Annotated in this window: 14 protein-coding genes, 1 rRNA gene and 2 pseudogenes; 13 read left to right on the forward strand and 4 right to left on the reverse strand. The window is 46.6% G+C overall.

Annotation, left to right across the window (positions count from 1 at the left end; genetic code table 11):
• Nucleotides 1-17 precede the first annotated feature (17 nt).
• From CRECT_RS00775 to murI, 5 genes and pseudogenes are all read left to right on the forward strand, one after another.
• Nucleotides 18-1,259 carry a molybdopterin molybdotransferase MoeA gene (locus CRECT_RS00775; RefSeq protein WP_002943395.1) on the forward strand — a complete coding sequence of 414 codons (1,242 nt, stop codon included), beginning with the start codon at nt 18-20 and terminating at the stop codon, nt 1,257-1,259.
• The gene (locus tag CRECT_RS00780; protein WP_002943032.1) at nt 1,219-2,052 is read left to right on the forward strand and encodes a DUF364 domain-containing protein; all 834 of its coding nucleotides are present in this window, start codon (nt 1,219-1,221) and stop codon (nt 2,050-2,052) included. Before CRECT_RS00775 ends, CRECT_RS00780 begins: the two co-directional genes overlap by 41 nt.
• The gene (locus CRECT_RS00785; protein WP_002943450.1) at nt 2,049-3,074 is read left to right on the forward strand and encodes an ABC transporter substrate-binding protein; all 1,026 of its coding nucleotides are present in this window, start codon (nt 2,049-2,051) and stop codon (nt 3,072-3,074) included. The genes CRECT_RS00780 and CRECT_RS00785 overlap by 4 nt, the downstream gene beginning before the upstream one ends.
• 10 nt (nt 3,075-3,084) lie before the next feature.
• Entirely contained in the window at nt 3,085-4,104 is a 1,020-nt protein-coding gene (locus CRECT_RS00790) for a FecCD family ABC transporter permease (protein ID WP_002943178.1), read from the forward strand.
• Between the two features lie 254 nt (nt 4,105-4,358).
• Nucleotides 4,359-5,006, forward strand: a pseudogene (gene murI, locus CRECT_RS13130) (glutamate racemase); the annotation flags it as partial.
• A 1,534-nt stretch (nt 5,007-6,540) separates the two neighbouring features.
• Here murI and CRECT_RS00805 read toward each other — a convergent pair.
• The 3 genes and pseudogenes from CRECT_RS00805 to CRECT_RS12400 form a co-directional block, all read right to left on the reverse strand.
• Entirely contained in the window at nt 6,541-7,350 is an 810-nt protein-coding gene (locus CRECT_RS00805; RefSeq protein ID WP_002943238.1) for a M48 family metallopeptidase, read from the reverse strand.
• A gap of 744 nt (nt 7,351-8,094) precedes the next feature.
• Nucleotides 8,095-8,166 (reverse strand): annotated as a pseudogene (locus CRECT_RS12395) (hypothetical protein); the annotation flags it as partial.
• 200 nt (nt 8,167-8,366) lie between these two features.
• A complete protein-coding gene (locus CRECT_RS12400; RefSeq protein ID WP_227932322.1) occupies nt 8,367-8,513 on the reverse strand; it encodes an SbmA/BacA-like family transporter in 147 nt (48 codons plus the stop codon).
• Between the two features lie 662 nt (nt 8,514-9,175).
• Between CRECT_RS12400 and CRECT_RS00815 the strand changes: the two genes are divergently transcribed.
• From CRECT_RS00815 to CRECT_RS00835, 5 genes are all read left to right on the forward strand, one after another.
• The gene (locus CRECT_RS00815; protein WP_124851384.1) at nt 9,176-9,421 is read left to right on the forward strand and encodes a hypothetical protein; all 246 of its coding nucleotides are present in this window, start codon (nt 9,176-9,178) and stop codon (nt 9,419-9,421) included.
• Between the two features lie 89 nt (nt 9,422-9,510).
• A complete protein-coding gene (locus CRECT_RS00820) occupies nt 9,511-9,723 on the forward strand; it encodes a hypothetical protein (protein ID WP_002943270.1) in 213 nt (70 codons plus the stop codon).
• A gap of 713 nt (nt 9,724-10,436) precedes the next feature.
• Nucleotides 10,437-11,768 (forward strand): hemolysin family protein, encoded by a 1,332-nt coding sequence (locus CRECT_RS00825; protein WP_002943362.1) that lies wholly within the window; start codon nt 10,437-10,439, stop codon nt 11,766-11,768.
• Between the two features lie 816 nt (nt 11,769-12,584).
• Nucleotides 12,585-12,761, forward strand: coding sequence for a fumarate hydratase (locus tag CRECT_RS12405; RefSeq protein WP_232501087.1), 177 nt, complete (start codon nt 12,585-12,587; stop codon nt 12,759-12,761).
• A 248-nt stretch (nt 12,762-13,009) separates the two neighbouring features.
• Nucleotides 13,010-13,237 (forward strand): hypothetical protein, encoded by a 228-nt coding sequence (locus CRECT_RS00835; RefSeq protein WP_157752349.1) that lies wholly within the window; start codon nt 13,010-13,012, stop codon nt 13,235-13,237.
• Here the strand turns inward: CRECT_RS00835 and CRECT_RS00840 are convergent.
• Nucleotides 13,205-13,681 (reverse strand): cheVAW transcriptional regulator CheQ, encoded by a 477-nt coding sequence (locus CRECT_RS00840; protein ID WP_198400763.1) that lies wholly within the window; start codon nt 13,679-13,681, stop codon nt 13,205-13,207. The genes CRECT_RS00835 and CRECT_RS00840 overlap by 33 nt on opposite strands.
• 89 nt (nt 13,682-13,770) lie before the next feature.
• On the opposite strand from CRECT_RS00840, the gene CRECT_RS00845 reads away from it, so the two are divergent.
• The 3 genes from CRECT_RS00845 (at nt 13,771) to CRECT_RS00855 (ending at nt 16,938) form a co-directional block, all read left to right on the forward strand.
• Nucleotides 13,771-14,151, forward strand: a complete 381-nt coding sequence (locus CRECT_RS00845; RefSeq protein ID WP_002943105.1) for a RidA family protein — start codon at nt 13,771-13,773, stop codon at nt 14,149-14,151.
• A 552-nt stretch (nt 14,152-14,703) separates the two neighbouring features.
• Nucleotides 14,704-14,841 (forward strand): hypothetical protein, encoded by a 138-nt coding sequence (locus CRECT_RS00850; protein ID WP_002943454.1) that lies wholly within the window; start codon nt 14,704-14,706, stop codon nt 14,839-14,841.
• Nucleotides 14,842-15,427: 586 nt separating this feature from the next.
• Nucleotides 15,428-16,938, forward strand: a 16S ribosomal RNA gene (locus CRECT_RS00855).
• The last annotated feature ends 139 nt before the right edge of the window (nt 16,939-17,077 follow it).

Raw genomic sequence — 17,077 nt, forward strand, 5'->3', positions numbered from 1 at the left:
GTATAGCGAGAGTTGCCATGAATCACCCTTCAAGAGAAGAATTTTTAGAAATTTTACGCCAAAGGTGCAAATTTAAGCCCAAAATCAAAACGATACCGGTAGAAAAGAGTCTCGGCAGGACGCTTGTTTGCGACGTTTTTTCGCGCAGAGATATTCCTGCGGTGCGCTCGAGTGCGCTTGACGGCATCGCTTTTAAATTTGAAAATTTATCGAAAAAAGACGAGCGCGAATGGGTTTTAGGCGACGATTACGCATTTGGCAACACGGGCGTTTATATAGACGACGAATTCGACACCGTCGTGAGGATAGAGGACGTCTCGTTCGAAAACGAAAAACTTCGCATCGTAAAAGCGCCCGCTTACGAGGGCTGCAACGTAAATCAAATCGGCTCGTTCATCAAAGAAAAGGAGCTTTTGATAAAATCGGGCGAGGTCTTAAGGGCCGAGCATATCTGCCTTATGGCGGCTGCGGGCGTTAAAAGCGTAGAGGTTTTGGCTAAGCCCGTAGTGGCGTTTATTCCGACGGGGGATGAGCTGAGTCATTTTAAAATGCCGCTAAAAACGGGCAAAAACGCAGAGGCGAATTCGCTACTGTTTAAAGCCCTGATGCGCGAGTGGGGCGCGAAAGCAAACATCTATCCCATCATCCCCGACGATCTTTGGCTTTTAAAACAAACTCTGCAAGACGCCGTGCAAAACAGCGATATCGTCGTCTTTAACGCAGGCTCTTCAAAAGGGACGATGGATTTTACCTCCAAAGTCTTTCAAAGTCTCGGCGAGCTCGTCGTCTCCACACTCTCGCACGCGCCCGCAAAACCCACTAGTTTTGCGATGATAGGCGATACGCCGGTGCTCGGCATAGTAGGACCATCTATAGGCGCCGAGCTAACGATGAAGTGGTATTTAAAGCCGCTGATCGAGTGGTTTTCAAAAAGACCCAACGTCAAGCCCGCCGTGCTAAACGTAACTCTTATGAGCGATTTTAGCGCGCCTGCGATGCTCGATCTTTATCAACAAGTAATAATCTTAAAGCAAAAAGAAAGCTATCTGTGCTACCCGCCTAGCATCATAAATCACTCCGCGCGCATAAGCTGCGTCAGCTACGCGAACGCGGTGCTGAAAATCCCCAAAGGCGAAACGCTTTTTAAAGGCGATGAAGCGGCGGTAGAGCTTAAAGTAGATAAAGCCTTCATAAAAGAAGCGTCTAAATGGAGAACATATGAATCTGATCCTTACTCAAACCTTAAAACAAATACATAAAATTTTAGGCGATGAAGCGGCGCGTTTAAGCGTAGAGCGAGTGGTTGTCGGACTGTTTTTTACGGGCGTGAAGCTTAATAACGGAGTTTGCGGCATCAGTTACACTCCGCTCAAATCCTTTCCGCAAGCTGTCTGTTGCCCCTCTCAAGCTGCCGTTATGCCGCATTCGGGCGGTATGGTCGGTAAGGGGATAGAATTTTTTACAAGAGATATCAACAGTCCCAGTCCTCTTAAAAAAACGATCGCCATAGCCGTTATTAACGCCCTGTCTCAAACCTGCTTTCAAAAAAACCCTTCTCTTTACAATATCAAATTAAACGCCGATCCGTTTGATGAGCTTACATTTAAGGACGGTTCATTTAGCGTGATCATAGGTGCGCTGGTGCCTTATATCAAAGATATGATGAAAAACGGCAGGGATTTTCGAATTTTGGAGCTTGATAAAAGCGTATTGAAAGAAAATGAGCTTGTATATTATCTGCCCGCGAGCGAAGCAAAAAACGTAGTACCTAAAGCCGATAATCTCATCATAACCGGAACTACGCTTATAAACGATACGCTGGAGGAAATTTTAAGCTTTAAAAAAGCCGGCGCCGATGTGGTTGTCGTAGGGCCGACCGTCTCTATGCTACCGCAAGCTTTATTTGAATGCGGCGTAAAGCATATCGGCGGAGTTTATACCACGCATGCCGACGAGCTTTTGGATATCATCGCCCAGGCCGGTTCGGGGTATCATTTTTTTAAGAAATTTGCTAATAAATTCGCAATAAGCGATGAAAGGAGGAAGTTATGAAAAAAATTTGGCTCGGGTTTTTAAAAGCCCTATTATTGTCCGCGGTATTCGCACTCGGCGCGTATGCCGCCCAAACAAAAAGCATTCGGGATTTTGCCCAAAGGCAGGTGCAGGTCCCAGAAAACATACGAAGCGTTGCGACGCTAGGCTCCGTGGGTGTTCTAAACTGCTTCATTTTCGCTATGGGAGAGGGCGATAAGATAGCAAATGCTTTGCCACCTAGATTTACCAAAACCGATAGGTGGAAATATCACTATAAATTTAATCCCGCGCTTAAAAACTATCCTGTAGTCGAGGATGCCGAGAGCTCCATCATCATGGAGGAGCTTTTGAAGGTTCGCCCCGATATTGTTTTTACGATGGATAAAAGACAAGCCGACGAGGTCGCTAAAAAAGGGCTAAACGCCGTCGTTTTGACGTGGAAGGACGCGGATGACGCTAAAAAGGTCGTGGATCTGTTGGGTGAAATTTTCCATAAATCGGCGCGCGCGCAGGAGTATGACGCATACTTTGACGATATGATAAAAAAGGTCGGCGACGCGGTCGCGCATATCCACGCGGATAAGAAAGTAAAAGTTTTAAACACGACGCTAAAAAGATTGGCGCTCGGGCATGAGATAGGCGAGTGGTGGATAGAAAAAGCGAGCGGCATAAGCGTGTCAAAAGAAATTCGTATGGGTGAGTCTCAGACCTATTCGCTAGAGCAGCTCTTATCTTGGGATCCCGATTTTTTGCTGGTTCAAACCGGCGCGGATAAGAAATTTGCCTATGAGGATCCGAGATTTAAGGGGCTAAAAGCGGTGAAAAACAAAAGGGTTTTCGTTACGCCCGTTTTCGGTCACGTGTGGGCGAACCGCACTATGGAGCAGCCTCTGACGGTGCTTTGGGCGGCGAAGTTATTTTATCCGCAAGCCTTAAAAGAGATCAGCCTCAAAGACGAGCTGAAAAAATTCTCAAAGCAGTTCTTCTCATACGATTTAAGCGATGAGGAGTGTAAAGAAATTTTAGGCGATTTGGATTAGTCGGAAGGCTATGTTTGGTAAAAAGAGCGCAAGGCTCAAACCGATCCTCATCGCGCTATCGCCCGTAGTATGCTTTTTGTTTTCTATGAGTATCGGGCACTACGAAATAAGCGCGTATGAGGTCTTGGATATGCTTTTTTCAAAACTGACCGCAAGCGAGATGCGCTACGGCGATATGATGCAGACGGTGGTCTTTGAGGTGAGGCTGCCGCGCGTCATCCTAGCGATGATGGTGGGCTGCTCTCTTTCGGTATCAGGCGCGGTTTATCAGTGCGTTTTTAAAAACCCTATGGCATCTCCTAATATCCTAGGCACCTCCTCGGGTGCGGGTTTAGGCACGGCTTTGGCGATCATTTTTTCATTCGGAGCGATTTATACGCAGATGATAAGTTTCGCCTTCGGACTGCTTGCCGTAGCGATCACCTACGCTATCAGCGCTAAAATCGGCAGAAGAGGAAATTTGATCCTCGTTTTTGTTCTGACGGGCATCTTGGTCTCTACCGTTTTTCAGGCCTTAATATCGCTGGTAAAATACACCGCCGATCCCTACGAAAAGCTGCCCGCCATAACCTTTTGGCTGATGGGGAGCCTATCTACCGCAGGCAAAAACGACATTTTGATTATTCTTATTCCGTTTTTACTCGGCATCGTGCCGCTGTTTTTGATGAGATGGCGGCTTAATATCCTATCTCTTGGCGACGACGACGTAAAATGCCTGGGCATAGACGTGCGGAATTTACGCCTGATCGTGATAGGATGCTCCACGCTGCTGACCGCGTCTTGCGTCTCGGTAGCGGGGATCATCGGCTGGGTCGGGCTCATCGTGCCGCATATAGCAAGGATGCTCGTGGGCTCAAATTTCATCGCTCTGCTGCCTAGCAGCGCACTGATAGGAGCGACCTATCTCTTGCTCATAGACGATGCGGCGCGCGGTATTTTTAAGGCCGAAATCCCGCTATCCATACTGACCGCGCTTATCGGCGCTCCTTATTTTATCTACTTGCTCGTAAAGACGAAGGACGCGACATAGCGAAAGAAGCGAGAATGAAATCAACGCAAAGCCGCTCCCGATCGGGTCGTCTTACGAGGGCACAAAGAGGCTAAATTTTAAAATTTCATCTACGGCTTAGTAAAAATACATAAAAAATATAAAATTTCGTCCTAAATTTTAGCGCCGTCAAGGCACGGGTCCAGCCGCCGTTAAAAGCCGAATTCGCGCCCAAAGGCGAAATTGCCGTAAATTTGAGTTATAATCTCTTTTTAAATTTAACCTTGGATAAAGATTTGAAAATAGCGTTTTTTGACTCCGGTATCGGCGGACTTAGCGTGCTCGCCGAGGCTCTGGGGCGGTTTAGCGGGGCGGAGTTTTTGTATTTTGCCGATGAGGATCACGTCCCTTACGGCACGAAAAGCAGGGCCGAGATCGTGCGCCTTAGCCTTGATGCGGTAGGGTTTTTAGTCTCGCACGGAGCGGAGGCGGTCGTTATCGCGTGCAACACCGCCACCAGCGCGGCCATCTCGGAGCTTCGCAGTGCATTTAGCGTGCCTATCATCGGTATGGAGCCCGCCGTCAAGCTCGCTGCGGACAGATTTGGCTCGCGCCCGACGCTGCTCATCGCCACGCCGCTAACGATCGCCGGCGAAAAGCTAGCGCGGCTCGTAGGACGGCTGGAGTGCGAGATATGGAGCCTGCCGCTGCCTCGCCTCGTGGAGTTTGCGCAGGATTTGGAGTTTGATTCGCCCGCAGTTCGGACGTATTTGCAGGGGGAGCTGGGTAAATTTGAGCTCGCGCGCCTCGGCTCGCTGGTGCTTGGTTGCACTCATTTTAACTATTTTAAGGACGTTTTGCGCGAAATTTTGCCTCCGCATGTGCGCATCATCGACGGCATTGACGGCACGCTAAATCGTCTTGTTAGCGAGCTTGCGGCGAGAGGGAAAAATTTGCGGGCAGCGGAGAGAAATTTGCTCGCAGAAGCGGGAAGATTTGGCGCTTTTAGAGGCGGCTCGGACGTAAATTTTGTGCAAAAACACGGCAAAAACACGGCAAATTCGGCCCAAGGAAGCGGGGGTGACACTGTTGGTCGTTTGATCAACTCTAATCTTGACGGCGCTAATACGGTTTTAAATTCTAGCCAAAAGGACGGCATAAAATTTAGAGAAAATATTGCATTAAATTTCGACCCAGATGGCACGGTCAAATTTGAGCTTTGCGATGAAAACCGCGTCGCAAACGGCGCTGTATGCAACAAGCGAGACGATAAATTTAAAGCCGATACGAGCGATGAGATTGGCAAATTTGACGGAGAGAAATTTAATGGCGGTGAGTTTGATCGCGATTTGCCGGGTAAATTTGGCGGCAATATCGCTCGAGCGCGGGACGGTTTAAAGAAAATTAGCGAATCTACGGGCTTAAGCGAGCGCGGTTTGAGCCAGACGCTTTGCCCCGGCGATGCCGGCGATCTTTTGTGCGAAAGGCGGACTTTGAGCTTATCTTGCGGCGCAGCTTACCTTGGTCTTGACGATGCCGGCGAAATTTCAGACGGTTTTGATTTGACGGCGGATGGTAGCAAGGCACTGTGCGAGCAAGGCGGAACAAACTCTAAAATCGCGACAAAACGAGGCGTAAACGACTGTGATACGGGCAGCCGAGCGGTTAGCGGAAAATGCAAAAATAGCGAGATTTGCTACCCAAACGGCAACAGCGTGGAGTATTTTTACTCGGGCAGGGCTCTTGATGCGGCACGGCTCGGGCGGATCGAGCTGTTTTTGGCGCGGCTTGAAAAGATGCGGGAGATTGATTAAATTTTGTATCTTGCCTATCGGAGCGCCGCTTGATCTTAAATTTAGATAAATTTAACGCGCTTTTTAGCCTGCTACCGTCAAATTTGACTTAAAATTTGAGCCGTAGTTTTTAGAAAAGTCGGTACGTAAAAGCGGTGTGGACGGTAAAATTTAAGCTTTGGCGGGTGAATAAATTCGGCTAAATTTGTAGATTTTAGGCGTTTAAATTTATAATCGCCGATTCGCGCGTATTTTTATCGGATTTTAGTGCAAACCACCGCAAATTTTGCGACATCTGCGGGTTTGCTCGTGACGTTAATGCAAAAGATATCAACGCGAAACGCTCGCATCGGAATATTTTTGAGCGGATTTGGGGACAAATTTATCCCGCAAGCAAAGCGCCGCAGATAAATGCAAATTTTATCGGCCTAAAACCGCGTTTTTATCGTGATTTGCCACGGCTAGACTTAAAAGTCGCGGCATTAAAATAAGCTTATATTTTCTGCAATTAAATTTAGAAAATTAGCTCGAATTTTATCCGCATTTGCTAAAGCAAAGCCTTTAAATCCTCGCTCAAGCCTCGATTAGAACCGATCATCGCGGTTAAATTTTAGTTTCGAGGCTCTTATCAAGTAGTCGCCAACGATTTTGGCCGATTTTATCCGCAAGAGCATTACGCAAAAATTTACTTTTTAGCCTGCAAATATATCGGCTCGAGCTTTGCCGCAACCTTGCGCAGATCGGCGATGCGGCTTTCGTTTGACGGGTGAGTGCTTAGTATCTCGGGCACGTTACCGCCGCTTTTTTGCGACATTTTGACCCAGACGTTCACCGCTTCTTTTGGGTCATAGCCCGCGCGCGCCATCAGCTCCGTGCCTATGTGGTCGGCCTCGCGCTCGTGCGAACGTGAAAACGGCAGCGAGATGGTGTATTGCGCGGCGATATTTATCGCACCGGCGGCCAGATCGCCCAGTCCCGCAGCCTGCGAAACGGCGAAAATGCCCACGTTTTTGAGCCTGTCGGTGCTGGCCTGCTCGCGGCTATGTTCACGCAGCGCGTGCGCGATCTCATGCCCCATGACTGCGGCCAGCTCGCCGTTTGTGAGCGATAGATTTTTGATGATGCCGCTATAAACGACGATGCGACCGCCCGGCATACACCACGCGTTTATCGTGTTTTCGTCGATGACGTTTACCTCCCATTTCCATTTTAGCGCATCCTCTCTAAATGCTCCGACCTGCGCGATGAGCCGCTTGGCGACGTCTTGCACTTTTTTCGTCATCACGGGATCGATGTTTAGTAGGCCCTTTTGGCGTGCGCCGCTTAGCGTTTCTACGTAGGCTTTGGCCGCGGCCTCGTTCATCTCCTGCTCGCCCACTAGAAACATCTGACGCCTGTTTTCGCCCAGCGCCCCGCCGCTAGTGGAGCTCGTAAAGCAGCCCGTCAGCATCGTCGCGGTAAATACGGCGAGCAAAATAATTTTTCTTATCGTCATTTTTAACCTTTGTTTTGTGAAATTTAGGGCAATTATACCCCTAAAACGGCTATAAATTCGTAAATATGCGTTTAAATTTGGCTTAACGGCGGCAAATTTGCAAAGAAACGGCGGGTAAATTTGCGTTTTGGAAATTTGACGGCGTAAATTTGAGCTCTGTTTTGGCGGCTATAAATTTAGATGCGAGTCGTTTAGCTGGTTTAAACGGGTTCGCGCTTAATGCATTTGAGTCAAATTTGGCAAATTTTCGCGGCTCGGCTTAGACGGCTCGGACGCGACTGCGCATTTCTGCGACTGCGCAAGCTCAAATTTAACCGCCGCTTGCGAGCCCTCAAATTTAGCGCGCGCCAAATTTAAAGAAGCTGTGAATTTGCCAAATTTGCAGCCCGGCGAGTCCTCAAATTTGCGTCCGAATCAAAGCTAAATTTGAGCCGACGACGACATGGCTGAGCTAAATAATATATCGCAAAGGCCGAGTCGCCGCGCAACCAAAAAGCCGAATTCAAAGAGCCGGATTTACGCCGGCTCGCTTTGTAAATTTTCATCCGGCTTAATGTGCTTATACTCGGTAAGCCTTTTATAGATAGAGCGCAGCTCGGTGATGACCGTCCGGTTGCCCATAAGCGCCGCGAGCGACCCGCGCTTGGTTAAAGGCGTTTTGACCTCACGCCAAGCGTTATCGAGCCCGCTAGGGCCATCGCGACGAGCGGGACGATAAGCCGTGCTTTGGCCGAACATATATTTTTAGATCTCAAAGTATCCGTAGCACAAAAATAGCCTGTAATAATTTCGCTTTAGATCCTTAAATAACCCTTTAAGCTTCTTGGGTGCGCCGTAGTTTGCCTTGTTATTCTCGGCATAGACGAGCTTTTTCTAAAGGCGGCTTTGGCTTTTTGGTTGTTGTATTCAAGACCGGCAGCTTGATACCCGCAAACCACGAGATCGCTAGTCCACCGATACTAACCGTTAGCGCGATCCGTTCGAGCGAGCCCCCGCTTTTGCCGAGCACCGGGATGTCAATGACCGCTAAGCGCCCAAAGTATCGGGATAGAGGCGATGAGCGTCATCGCGGCGTCGGCTACCTGCGAGCCTAAATTTTTCGCCGCATCGACAAAGCGGTAGATATCCTCTTGGATACGTTGTGAGCTGCTTTTGATATCGATTTTGACGTTTTATATAGTCAAAGGTTATCGCCTCTAGCCGCTTAAATGTCCAAACTCGCGTAAAATAGTTCGTCATCGTCGTAAGCAAGACGTAGAAAAAGGCGATCTTGAAATTTAAGCACGCGAGTCCAAAAATCGTCTATTTTGCGATCTTTGACGTTTTGTAAGATATCGTAAAAGTCCTTGCGTCGGTTGTTTGGAGACTCGATCGTCTGCGCTTGCGCGTAGGTCGATTGGCAGTGCCGCGAGCTCGAAATACGCCCACTGCACCCATTTTTTGCTCGCAAAAAAACGACGAAAACATCTATTTGTTTTTAAATTTGAGATTTGATCGCAAACATATCAAGCCCTGCTAAATTTATGCGCGTTAGATCGCTGTTTTTGTGTAAAATTTACCCTTGCGATTTTTTAAACACAGCGTCTGTTTTGCCAAATTTGACTTATGCGGGCGCCGATACCCGTGCAAATTTAACGCTTTTGCCGAAATTTGGCCTGCTTGCGAGCCGCAAATTTAGCGCGAGGGTTCGGCGGATTTTGCTCGCAAAAAAGTGAAAATTGCAAAACGGCAGATATGTCGGTATAATTCCGAATTTAGCCCACACGATCTCGCTCGCTTTTATGATCGCGGCGGGTCGCGCGGCTCAAATTTAACTCGGACGAAAGTGGATAAGATGATGAAATGGCGACTGGCCTGCTTTTTTGCTTGGATCTTGATTATGGGCTCTATCGTTTTTGAGCTGAAATTCACCGATCACGACTCGGACGGAAGGCAGATAATAGCGCTCGTAGCTTTTACGATAACGCTCGCGTTCTATCCCGGGGCGTTATTTGAGGGCGATAAAAGGACGGCTATCGTTTTGCTGGTTTTTGCGGCGATATCTATCACGAGACTGTTTTTTTTAATTTGAGCGCCGCACCGCGTCAAATTTGGCGCAAAATCAAGCTAAATTTAACCCCCGTCGCTGTATCATTAAAATAAATTTGCAAAGGAGCGGGCGTGGCGAGATTGATATTTATCCTGTTTATGCTTGGTTTTCTCACGTGGCTTTATATGGGCGGGACGACCAAAACGGTGGCCGATTACAAAGGTATGAGCCGCGAGGAGCTTGAGGCCTTGTGCCTTGAGAAAAAGGACAAAAAGGCCTGCCAAAAAATAGCGATCGACTTCGTAAACGGCGCGAAAGCAAACGGCGGCAAACCGCAGTTTTAGGGCTTTTGCGGTCTTATCTGTGAGTTGCACGCTAAATCGCTTCATTAATTTAATCCGCGCATTACCCAAACGCATAGTTTTTAGCCAAATTCGGGATTAAATTTTTAGAAATTTCGGCGAGCGAATTTGACGGCATAAGCGCTAAAAAATAAAAACCAGTCAAATTCGGACTCAAATTTTAAAAGCCGCGGCAAGCAAAATTCGCATTTGCGCGAGAGCTTAAATTCGGTAGTGTCAAAGCTATAAACTACTCGTCAAATTTGTTATTTTGCCCTTTTTTGGCTTTAAATTCGAGCCTAAATTTTGCAAACGAGCCTAAATTTTGCAAACGAGGCAAAATTGCGAATTTAGCCGAGTTTGCCTTATTTTGCATTTTTGCGGCACGGGTCTTGGCGCGTCAAATTCGGCTTTTAAATTTGTTCGCTGAATTTTTGCCGGCACCAAATCAAATTTAGATAAATTTCGCGAATTTTAAGCCAAAGGTCGCATAAAATAAGCAATATTTGTATTACAAGTTTAGCGCGGAGCTTAAATTTGCGCACAAATTTAAGCCGCAGACAGGGTGCGCACGAGGCTAAAAGCGCGAAAACGCGGCAAAATAGCCTCCGCGTCGCTCGCTCGCGTCAAAGGTAGTAAAAATGCGCTTTCAGTTTAAAATTCCCGATTTTTTGTTATAATCGCCACATTTCATTCTAATTTTTAAGGATTTTTAATTGCACCCCAGTAGCGCCGACTCGATTTTTATGATCGCTCTCGCGGTTTTCTTCGTATTTTTAAACGCTTTTTTCGTATTATCAGAATTTTCCATCGTCAAAGTCCGCAAGAGTCGTCTAGAGGAGCTTGCTAAGGACAAAGTGCCAAACGCAAAAACCGCGCTTGATATGTCAAACAACCTCGATACCTACCTCTCCGCCACGCAGCTGGGCATCACGCTAAGCTCATTGGCTCTTGGCTGGATCGGCGAGCCGGCGGTCGCTAGACTGATCGAGGAGCCGCTAAAAACATACTTTAATCTAAACGAAATTTTAGTCCACACCGTCGCGTTTGCGATCGCGTTTACGCTGATCACGCTCATGCACGTGGTGCTAGGCGAGCTGGTGCCAAAGTCCGTCGCCATCGCAAAATCGGAAAAAGCAGTCCTTGCCATCGCGCGTCCGTTACATGTATTTTGGGTGGTTTTCTCGCCGCTTATCAAGACTTTTGATTTTCTAGCCGGCGTTTCGCTTAAAATTTTGGGCATCAAGCCCGTCAAAGAGAGCGAACTGGCCCACTCCGAAGAAGAGATAAAAATCATCGTGGGCGAGAGCCTAAAAGGCGGCGTTCTCGATAGCTTTGAGACCGAGATCATCAAAAATGCGGTTGATTTCTCCGACACGGTCGCCAAAGAGATAATGACGCCGCGCCGCGATATGGTCTGCATAAACAAGCAAAAAAGCTACGAAGAAAACATCAAAGTGATCTTTGACTCCAAATACACGCGCTATCCCTACATCGACGGCAGCAAGGACGCAATCCTAGGCATGATCCATATCAGAGATATCTTGCAAATCGATCTGGGCAATAAAAAGCGCGAATTTGACAGTATCGTGCGTAAATTCGTCATCGTGCCCGAAAACCTCTCGATATCTAAAATCCTCGTGATGATGAACAAACAGCAAATCTCCGCCGCTCTCGTCGTGGACGAATACGGCGGCACGGCGGGCCTGCTCACGATGGAAGATATAGTAGAAGAGATCCTGGGCGACTTTAACGACGAGCACGACGATGCGTGCCCGCACTACAAAAAGATCAACGAAAATATCTACGAGTTTCAGGGGCGCTTTGACCTGGAAAGCGTAGAGGAGCTGATGGGGATAAGCTTTGACGATGAGACCGAGGAGCTAACGATCGGCGGATACGTCTTTAATCTCATCGGTCGCTTGCCGGTCGTAGGCGACAAGATTGAGGACGAAAACTGCTACTACGAGGTGCGCAAGATGGATGGTGCTAGCATCTCTAGTGTCAAAGTGCGCAGAAAAATCGAAGAAAAAGAGGACGAGGACTGAGTAAATTTACGCCTTGCCTTTGCGGGCGGGGCGTAAATTTGGAGATAAGCGGGACGTTAAAGTTTTCAAGAGCTTGTTTGACTTGTGAAAATTTGGAGGCGAGGTTATCTTGTGAGTTTTAGGGCCGGTTTTTCTCACCTAAATTTAGAGACTTTTATGCCGGCACAAAATTTAAGAGCGAGCCTGGGTCGGCGAGCTTTTTTAAAATTCGGCGCGCCTTTCGGATTTAAAACTCGCTAAATTTAGCTTTTTATTTTTTAAGCTTTTTTAAATTTGGCTCATTTTTATCAAATTTTGCTTTTAAATTTAATGACGGTTTAAAATTTATCTTTTTCTATTTGAATTTACTCGCCTGTTTCAAATTTCAAATTTGACGGCCGCTAATTTTACTCTTTTTTAAATTTAAGCCTCTAAAAATCACGTGAATATTTCAAATTTTTGCTTTTTTAAATTTGATGTCGGCCGAATTTAACTCATTTTCTCAAATTCCCGCCCGCTAAATTTATCTTTTTTACAAAATTTACTTTGCCGCAAACCGAATTTTTCTTAAAATCCGCAAATTTGATCATTTTGAAATTTATAAAACGAATTTAACGCGGGAGGACGGATGAGGGTAGTTTAAGCCAATCAGTCTCCAAAACCGTCAGCGAGCTTTGCAAAGAGCCTGTTACGTCGTAACGCCCGATATGGGGGGGCGGTCTTTAAAAAGGCTGAAGAAATGAAAGCTCGCCGGTAAGCAAAGACATCCTAGATAAGGCGCTTTAAAACGCCGATCTCGCCCAAAAGCGCATCGCGCCGATCCGCCGGGATACGGGTATGGCGGTCGTGTTTGTGGGTATCGGACAGGACGTGCATATCGAGGGCGGATTTTTAGAAGACGCGATAAACGAGAGCGTAAAAGACGGCTACGTGGGCGGTTGCCTGTGCAAATCCGCCGTAAACGATCCGATCTTTGAGCGCAAAAATATGGCGAACAACGCCCCGCCGTCATAAACGCAAGGATAACAAGGGGCGATAAATCCGCGTAAAAGTTGCTTTAAAGGGCTTTGGCAGCGAGAACAAATCGGCTTAAAACGCTCTCGCTCGCCGACGGTCAAATCCGGATCGTAAAAGCCCAATCTTGTAGATAAACGCGTAGATCGCCGAAGCCAAGCCGGTAAGGCGCTCTTTGTCTCGCCTTTTGGCGGCGCCGCAACCGCTAAAAGGCACAAATGAGCTGCTAAATAGCGACGAGGTTTTGTATGACGTTAAAAGACGGTATCGTTTCGCGACAGATGCGGACGCAAGGAGCCTATCTAGACAAAGTCGGCAATGAGCTCGCGGGCGGAAATTTACGGCGGAACGGTCGAATTTTGTTCGAATTTGCGATGTTTTTACGAGCCAAAGGCTCAAATTCGGCAAATTTCGGCACGGAAAAAGTTAAATTTAAATACGTTTTAATAATACCCCAAACACATCGTCTCGGTTAGCTTTATGCGCTTTTCAAGCGGCGCAGGCGAGAAAAAGGAGCACTTTTCGATGTAAATTCGGTAGCGGTAGTCAAGCCCGAAATCATCATAAAATTTCTTCAAATTTATAAATTTTATACCGCAAATCTCGTGAAGCTCAAAAAGCGGGTAGAGTTTGGAGCCGTTTTTGGCGACGAGGTGCGAGGGTGCTAGCGTCGTAAAGGAGCAAAAGGCCGACGTGAGCGTAAGTCCGCTAAGGTCGCTGCAAAGCTCGGCCGCCTCTTGAAAGCGCGCGGGAATACTTTTTTTGTGCAGAAAAACCGTGCGAGAATTTTCGTATTTTGCCGATATCGCGCCGCTCCAAAACAGATAGGCATTGCCTGAAATATCGGCGTTTCGCGCAAATTCGCAGCCTAGAACGTAGCCGTCTAAAAACTCGTTTGGCGCAAGAGTGAGTTTCATCAAATTTGCCTTTTTTGCGGTGAATTATAGCTAAATTTGCAAATTCGGCGCTAAACTGCTAATATGCGCGAAATTTTTACAAAGGACGAAAAATGAAAAAGATTATCTCCGCAAACGACGCTCCGCAGGCGATCGGACCGTATTCGCAAGCAACTCAAGCAAATGGATTTTTGTTTATTTCAGGCCAGCTTGGCGTTACTCCGCAAGGTGAATTTGCGGGCACGGACGTCGGTTCGCAGGCCAAGCGTTCGCTGCAAAATTTAGAAGCTATCTTGACCGAAGCCGGCCTTGGCTTTGAAAGCGTAGTTAAAACGACGATTTTTCTGGCCGATATGGCCGATTTTGCTGCGGTTAATAAAATCTACGCCGACTACTTTAAGCAGCCGTATCCGGCGCGTAGCACCGTCGCGGTAAAAACCCTGCCAAAAGGCGGCCTAGTCGAGATCGAAGCGATCGCGGCGATGAAACGGTAGCTTTGTAGTATAAAAATTTTTAAATTTAGCCGATAGCTGTTATCGGAAAACAAAAGGATTTGCGATAGCCGCCCCTTTTTTTAACGCTTGCGATCCTAGAAGCCGACGCGCAATCTTTAGCTAAAATTTCCGGATTTGAAGCGTATCTGCGGAGACAACGAATATGAAAATAGCGTAAAAACCGTGCTAAATTTAATAAATCAAATGCAGGCGTGGTAACTTTCGGCGTGATGAATTAAAGAAAATAGACGATATTGAGGAATTTGACGTTGCGCTAGGTTTTGGTTAGAAATACGAGGCGATAAATAAAATTTGACCTCGCAATTTAAACTCATCGCTCAAGCGCTCTGTGCCGCTTTTGGGCTCTATGGATGAGACCGGGTATTGCGGCATCGACGCATTTAATGAAAAAACAGCGCATCAACGGTCCCGTAGAGGCTACAAAATCTGTGATATCAAAAACGGTGATAAGCCTGACGGCGACTAGTCTCTTTGCCGGCACGGACAAAAACCGACAAACGCGCCAATGCAGACCAAGGAGTCTAAAACAAAATGCCGGTAAATAGAATCGACAATACAAAATTTATCCATGCAAAAGATGTCGGCGAGAGCGGTATATTTACGCTGGATATGGATGATTTTATAGATGGACGGTGCGTGAAAAAGTCGTTTTTCAAGGCAAATTTATAGAAAAATAAACGTAGAGTATAAATTTATAAATTTTGATCTTTTTCTAAGCTCCTCTTAAGCATCCTATCTGTATAATTCCAGCTCACGAATTAAGAAACCACCTTTAACTTTCACGTTAATAAAGCCTTTTCTTTTAATATCGTAAGTTTTAATTTTGAGCTAAATAAAGTATTCTCCGTTTTTTGGGAATTTGAGTTTTAGCTTTTTAAATTACGTTTTTTAAATTCACACTGTTAAACTAATTAGTCAATCTTTGAAATCTAAACAAGTGATCGATTGAGCCATCTACTTAATAGGCTTTCCTTGGAAAGTAATTAATGTAGAAAAACTAAAAACAATCATCTTTTATTTAGCTTGCTAATTTAAAAGATAGTAGATTGTAAATTATAAAATTAAAGTTTTTTGATTAAAACTTCATATGTCAATCACCTAAATTTAAAAAGATAAGTATAATAGCTTTCTTTACGGCGCTTCCGAAAGAAGCGGTGTGCTTTAGGGGTTATGCGACACTAATTTAGATTGCGTCAGCAATCTTAGTCTTTAGTGTTGCTTCTTAGCAAAGCTTTGCTTTGCGCTAAAGAAGATTAATATGGAGAGTTTGATCCTGGCTCAGAGTGAACGCTGGCGGCGTGCCTAATACATGCAAGTCGAACGGAGATTAAGTAGCTTGCTATTTAATCTTAGTGGCGCACGGGTGAGTAATATATAGCTAATCTGCCCTACACTAGAGGACAACAGTTGGAAACGACTGCTAATACTCTATACTCCTTCTTTACATAAGTTAAGTCGGGAAAGTTTTTCGGTGTAGGATGAGGCTATATCGTATCAGCTAGTTGGTAGGGTAACGGCCTACCAAGGCTATGACGCGTAACTGGTCTGAGAGGATGATCAGTCACACTGGAACTGAGACACGGTCCAGACTCCTACGGGAGGCAGCAGTAGGGAATATTGCTCAATGGGGGAAACCCTGAAGCAGCAACGCCGCGTGGAGGATGACACTTTTCGGAGCGTAAACTCCTTTTCTTGGGAAAGAATTATGACGGTACCCAAGGAATAAGCACCGGCTAACTCCGTGCCAGCAGCCGCGGTAATACGGAGGGTGCAAGCGTTACTCGGAATCACTGGGCGTAAAGGACGCGTAGGCGGATTATCAAGTCTCTTGTGAAATCTAACGGCTTAACCGTTAAACTGCTTGGGAAACTGATAATCTAGAGTAAGGGAGAGGCAGATGGAATTCTTGGTGTAGGGGTAAAATCCGTAGAGATCAAGAAGAATACCCATTGCGAAAGCGATCTGCTGGAACTTAACTGACGCTAATGCGTGAAAGCGTGGGGAGCAAACAGGATTAGATACCCTGGTAGTCCACGCCCTAAACGATGTATACTAGTTGTTGCTTCGCTAGTCGAGGCAGTAATGCACCTAACGGATTAAGTATACCGCCTGGGGAGTACGGTCGCAAGATTAAAACTCAAAGGAATAGACGGGGACCCGCACAAGCGGTGGAGCATGTGGTTTAATTCGAAGATACGCGAAGAACCTTACCCGGACTTGATATCTAACAAATCATCCAGAGATGGAAGAGTGTCTGCTTGCAGAAATGTTAAGACAGGTGCTGCACGGCTGTCGTCAGCTCGTGTCGTGAGATGTTGGGTTAAGTCCCGCAACGAGCGCAACCCACGTCATTAGTTGCTAACGGTTCGGCCGAGCACTCTAATGAGACTGCCTTCGTAAGGAGGAGGAAGGTGTGGACGACGTCAAGTCATCATGGCCCTTATGTCCGGGGCGACACACGTGCTACAATGGCGTATACAATAAGACGCAATATCGCGAGATGGAGCAAATCTATAAAATACGTCCCAGTTCGGATTGGAGTCTGCAACTCGACTCCATGAAGCCGGAATCGCTAGTAATCGTAGATCAGCCATGCTACGGTGAATACGTTCCCGGGTCTTGTACTCACCGCCCGTCACACCATGGGAGTTGATTTCACTCGAAGCCCAAATACCAAACCGGTTATGGTCCACAGTGGAATCAGCGACTGGGGTGAAGTCGTAACAAGGTAACCGTAGGAGAACCTGCGGTTGGATCACCTCCTTTCTAGAGTACAACGAATATTCTCTCACAAGATATTCGTCAAAGGAAAATTTGGATATACAATACCAGATGCTAAATAAGATTGCGAAGCAATCGTTTTAGCTGTAACTTAGTATTGCTTCTTAGTAGCGACTTGTCGCTA

It is taken from the genome of Campylobacter rectus, from assembly GCF_004803795.1.
GTDB lineage: Bacteria > Campylobacterota > Campylobacteria > Campylobacterales > Campylobacteraceae > Campylobacter_A > Campylobacter_A rectus.

Excerpts from the sequence above, each read along its gene's own strand:
- CRECT_RS00775 (WP_002943395.1), top strand. The coding sequence starts at position 18 with ATGAATCACCCTTCAAGAGAAGAATTTTTAGAAATTTTACGCCAAAGG.
- CRECT_RS00835 (WP_157752349.1), top strand. The coding sequence starts at position 13,010 with ATGACGTTAAAAGACGGTATCGTTTCGCGACAGATGCGGACGCAAGGA.
- CRECT_RS00850 (WP_002943454.1), top strand. The coding sequence starts at position 14,704 with ATGCCGGTAAATAGAATCGACAATACAAAATTTATCCATGCAAAAGAT.
- CRECT_RS00790 (WP_002943178.1), top strand. The coding sequence starts at position 3,085 with ATGTTTGGTAAAAAGAGCGCAAGGCTCAAACCGATCCTCATCGCGCTA.
- CRECT_RS00780 (WP_002943032.1), top strand. The coding sequence starts at position 1,219 with ATGAATCTGATCCTTACTCAAACCTTAAAACAAATACATAAAATTTTA.
- CRECT_RS12405 (WP_232501087.1), top strand. The coding sequence starts at position 12,585 with ATGGCGGTCGTGTTTGTGGGTATCGGACAGGACGTGCATATCGAGGGC.
- CRECT_RS00805 (WP_002943238.1), bottom strand. The coding sequence starts at position 7,350 with ATGACGATAAGAAAAATTATTTTGCTCGCCGTATTTACCGCGACGATG.
- CRECT_RS00785 (WP_002943450.1), top strand. The coding sequence starts at position 2,049 with ATGAAAAAAATTTGGCTCGGGTTTTTAAAAGCCCTATTATTGTCCGCG.
- CRECT_RS00845 (WP_002943105.1), top strand. The coding sequence starts at position 13,771 with ATGAAAAAGATTATCTCCGCAAACGACGCTCCGCAGGCGATCGGACCG.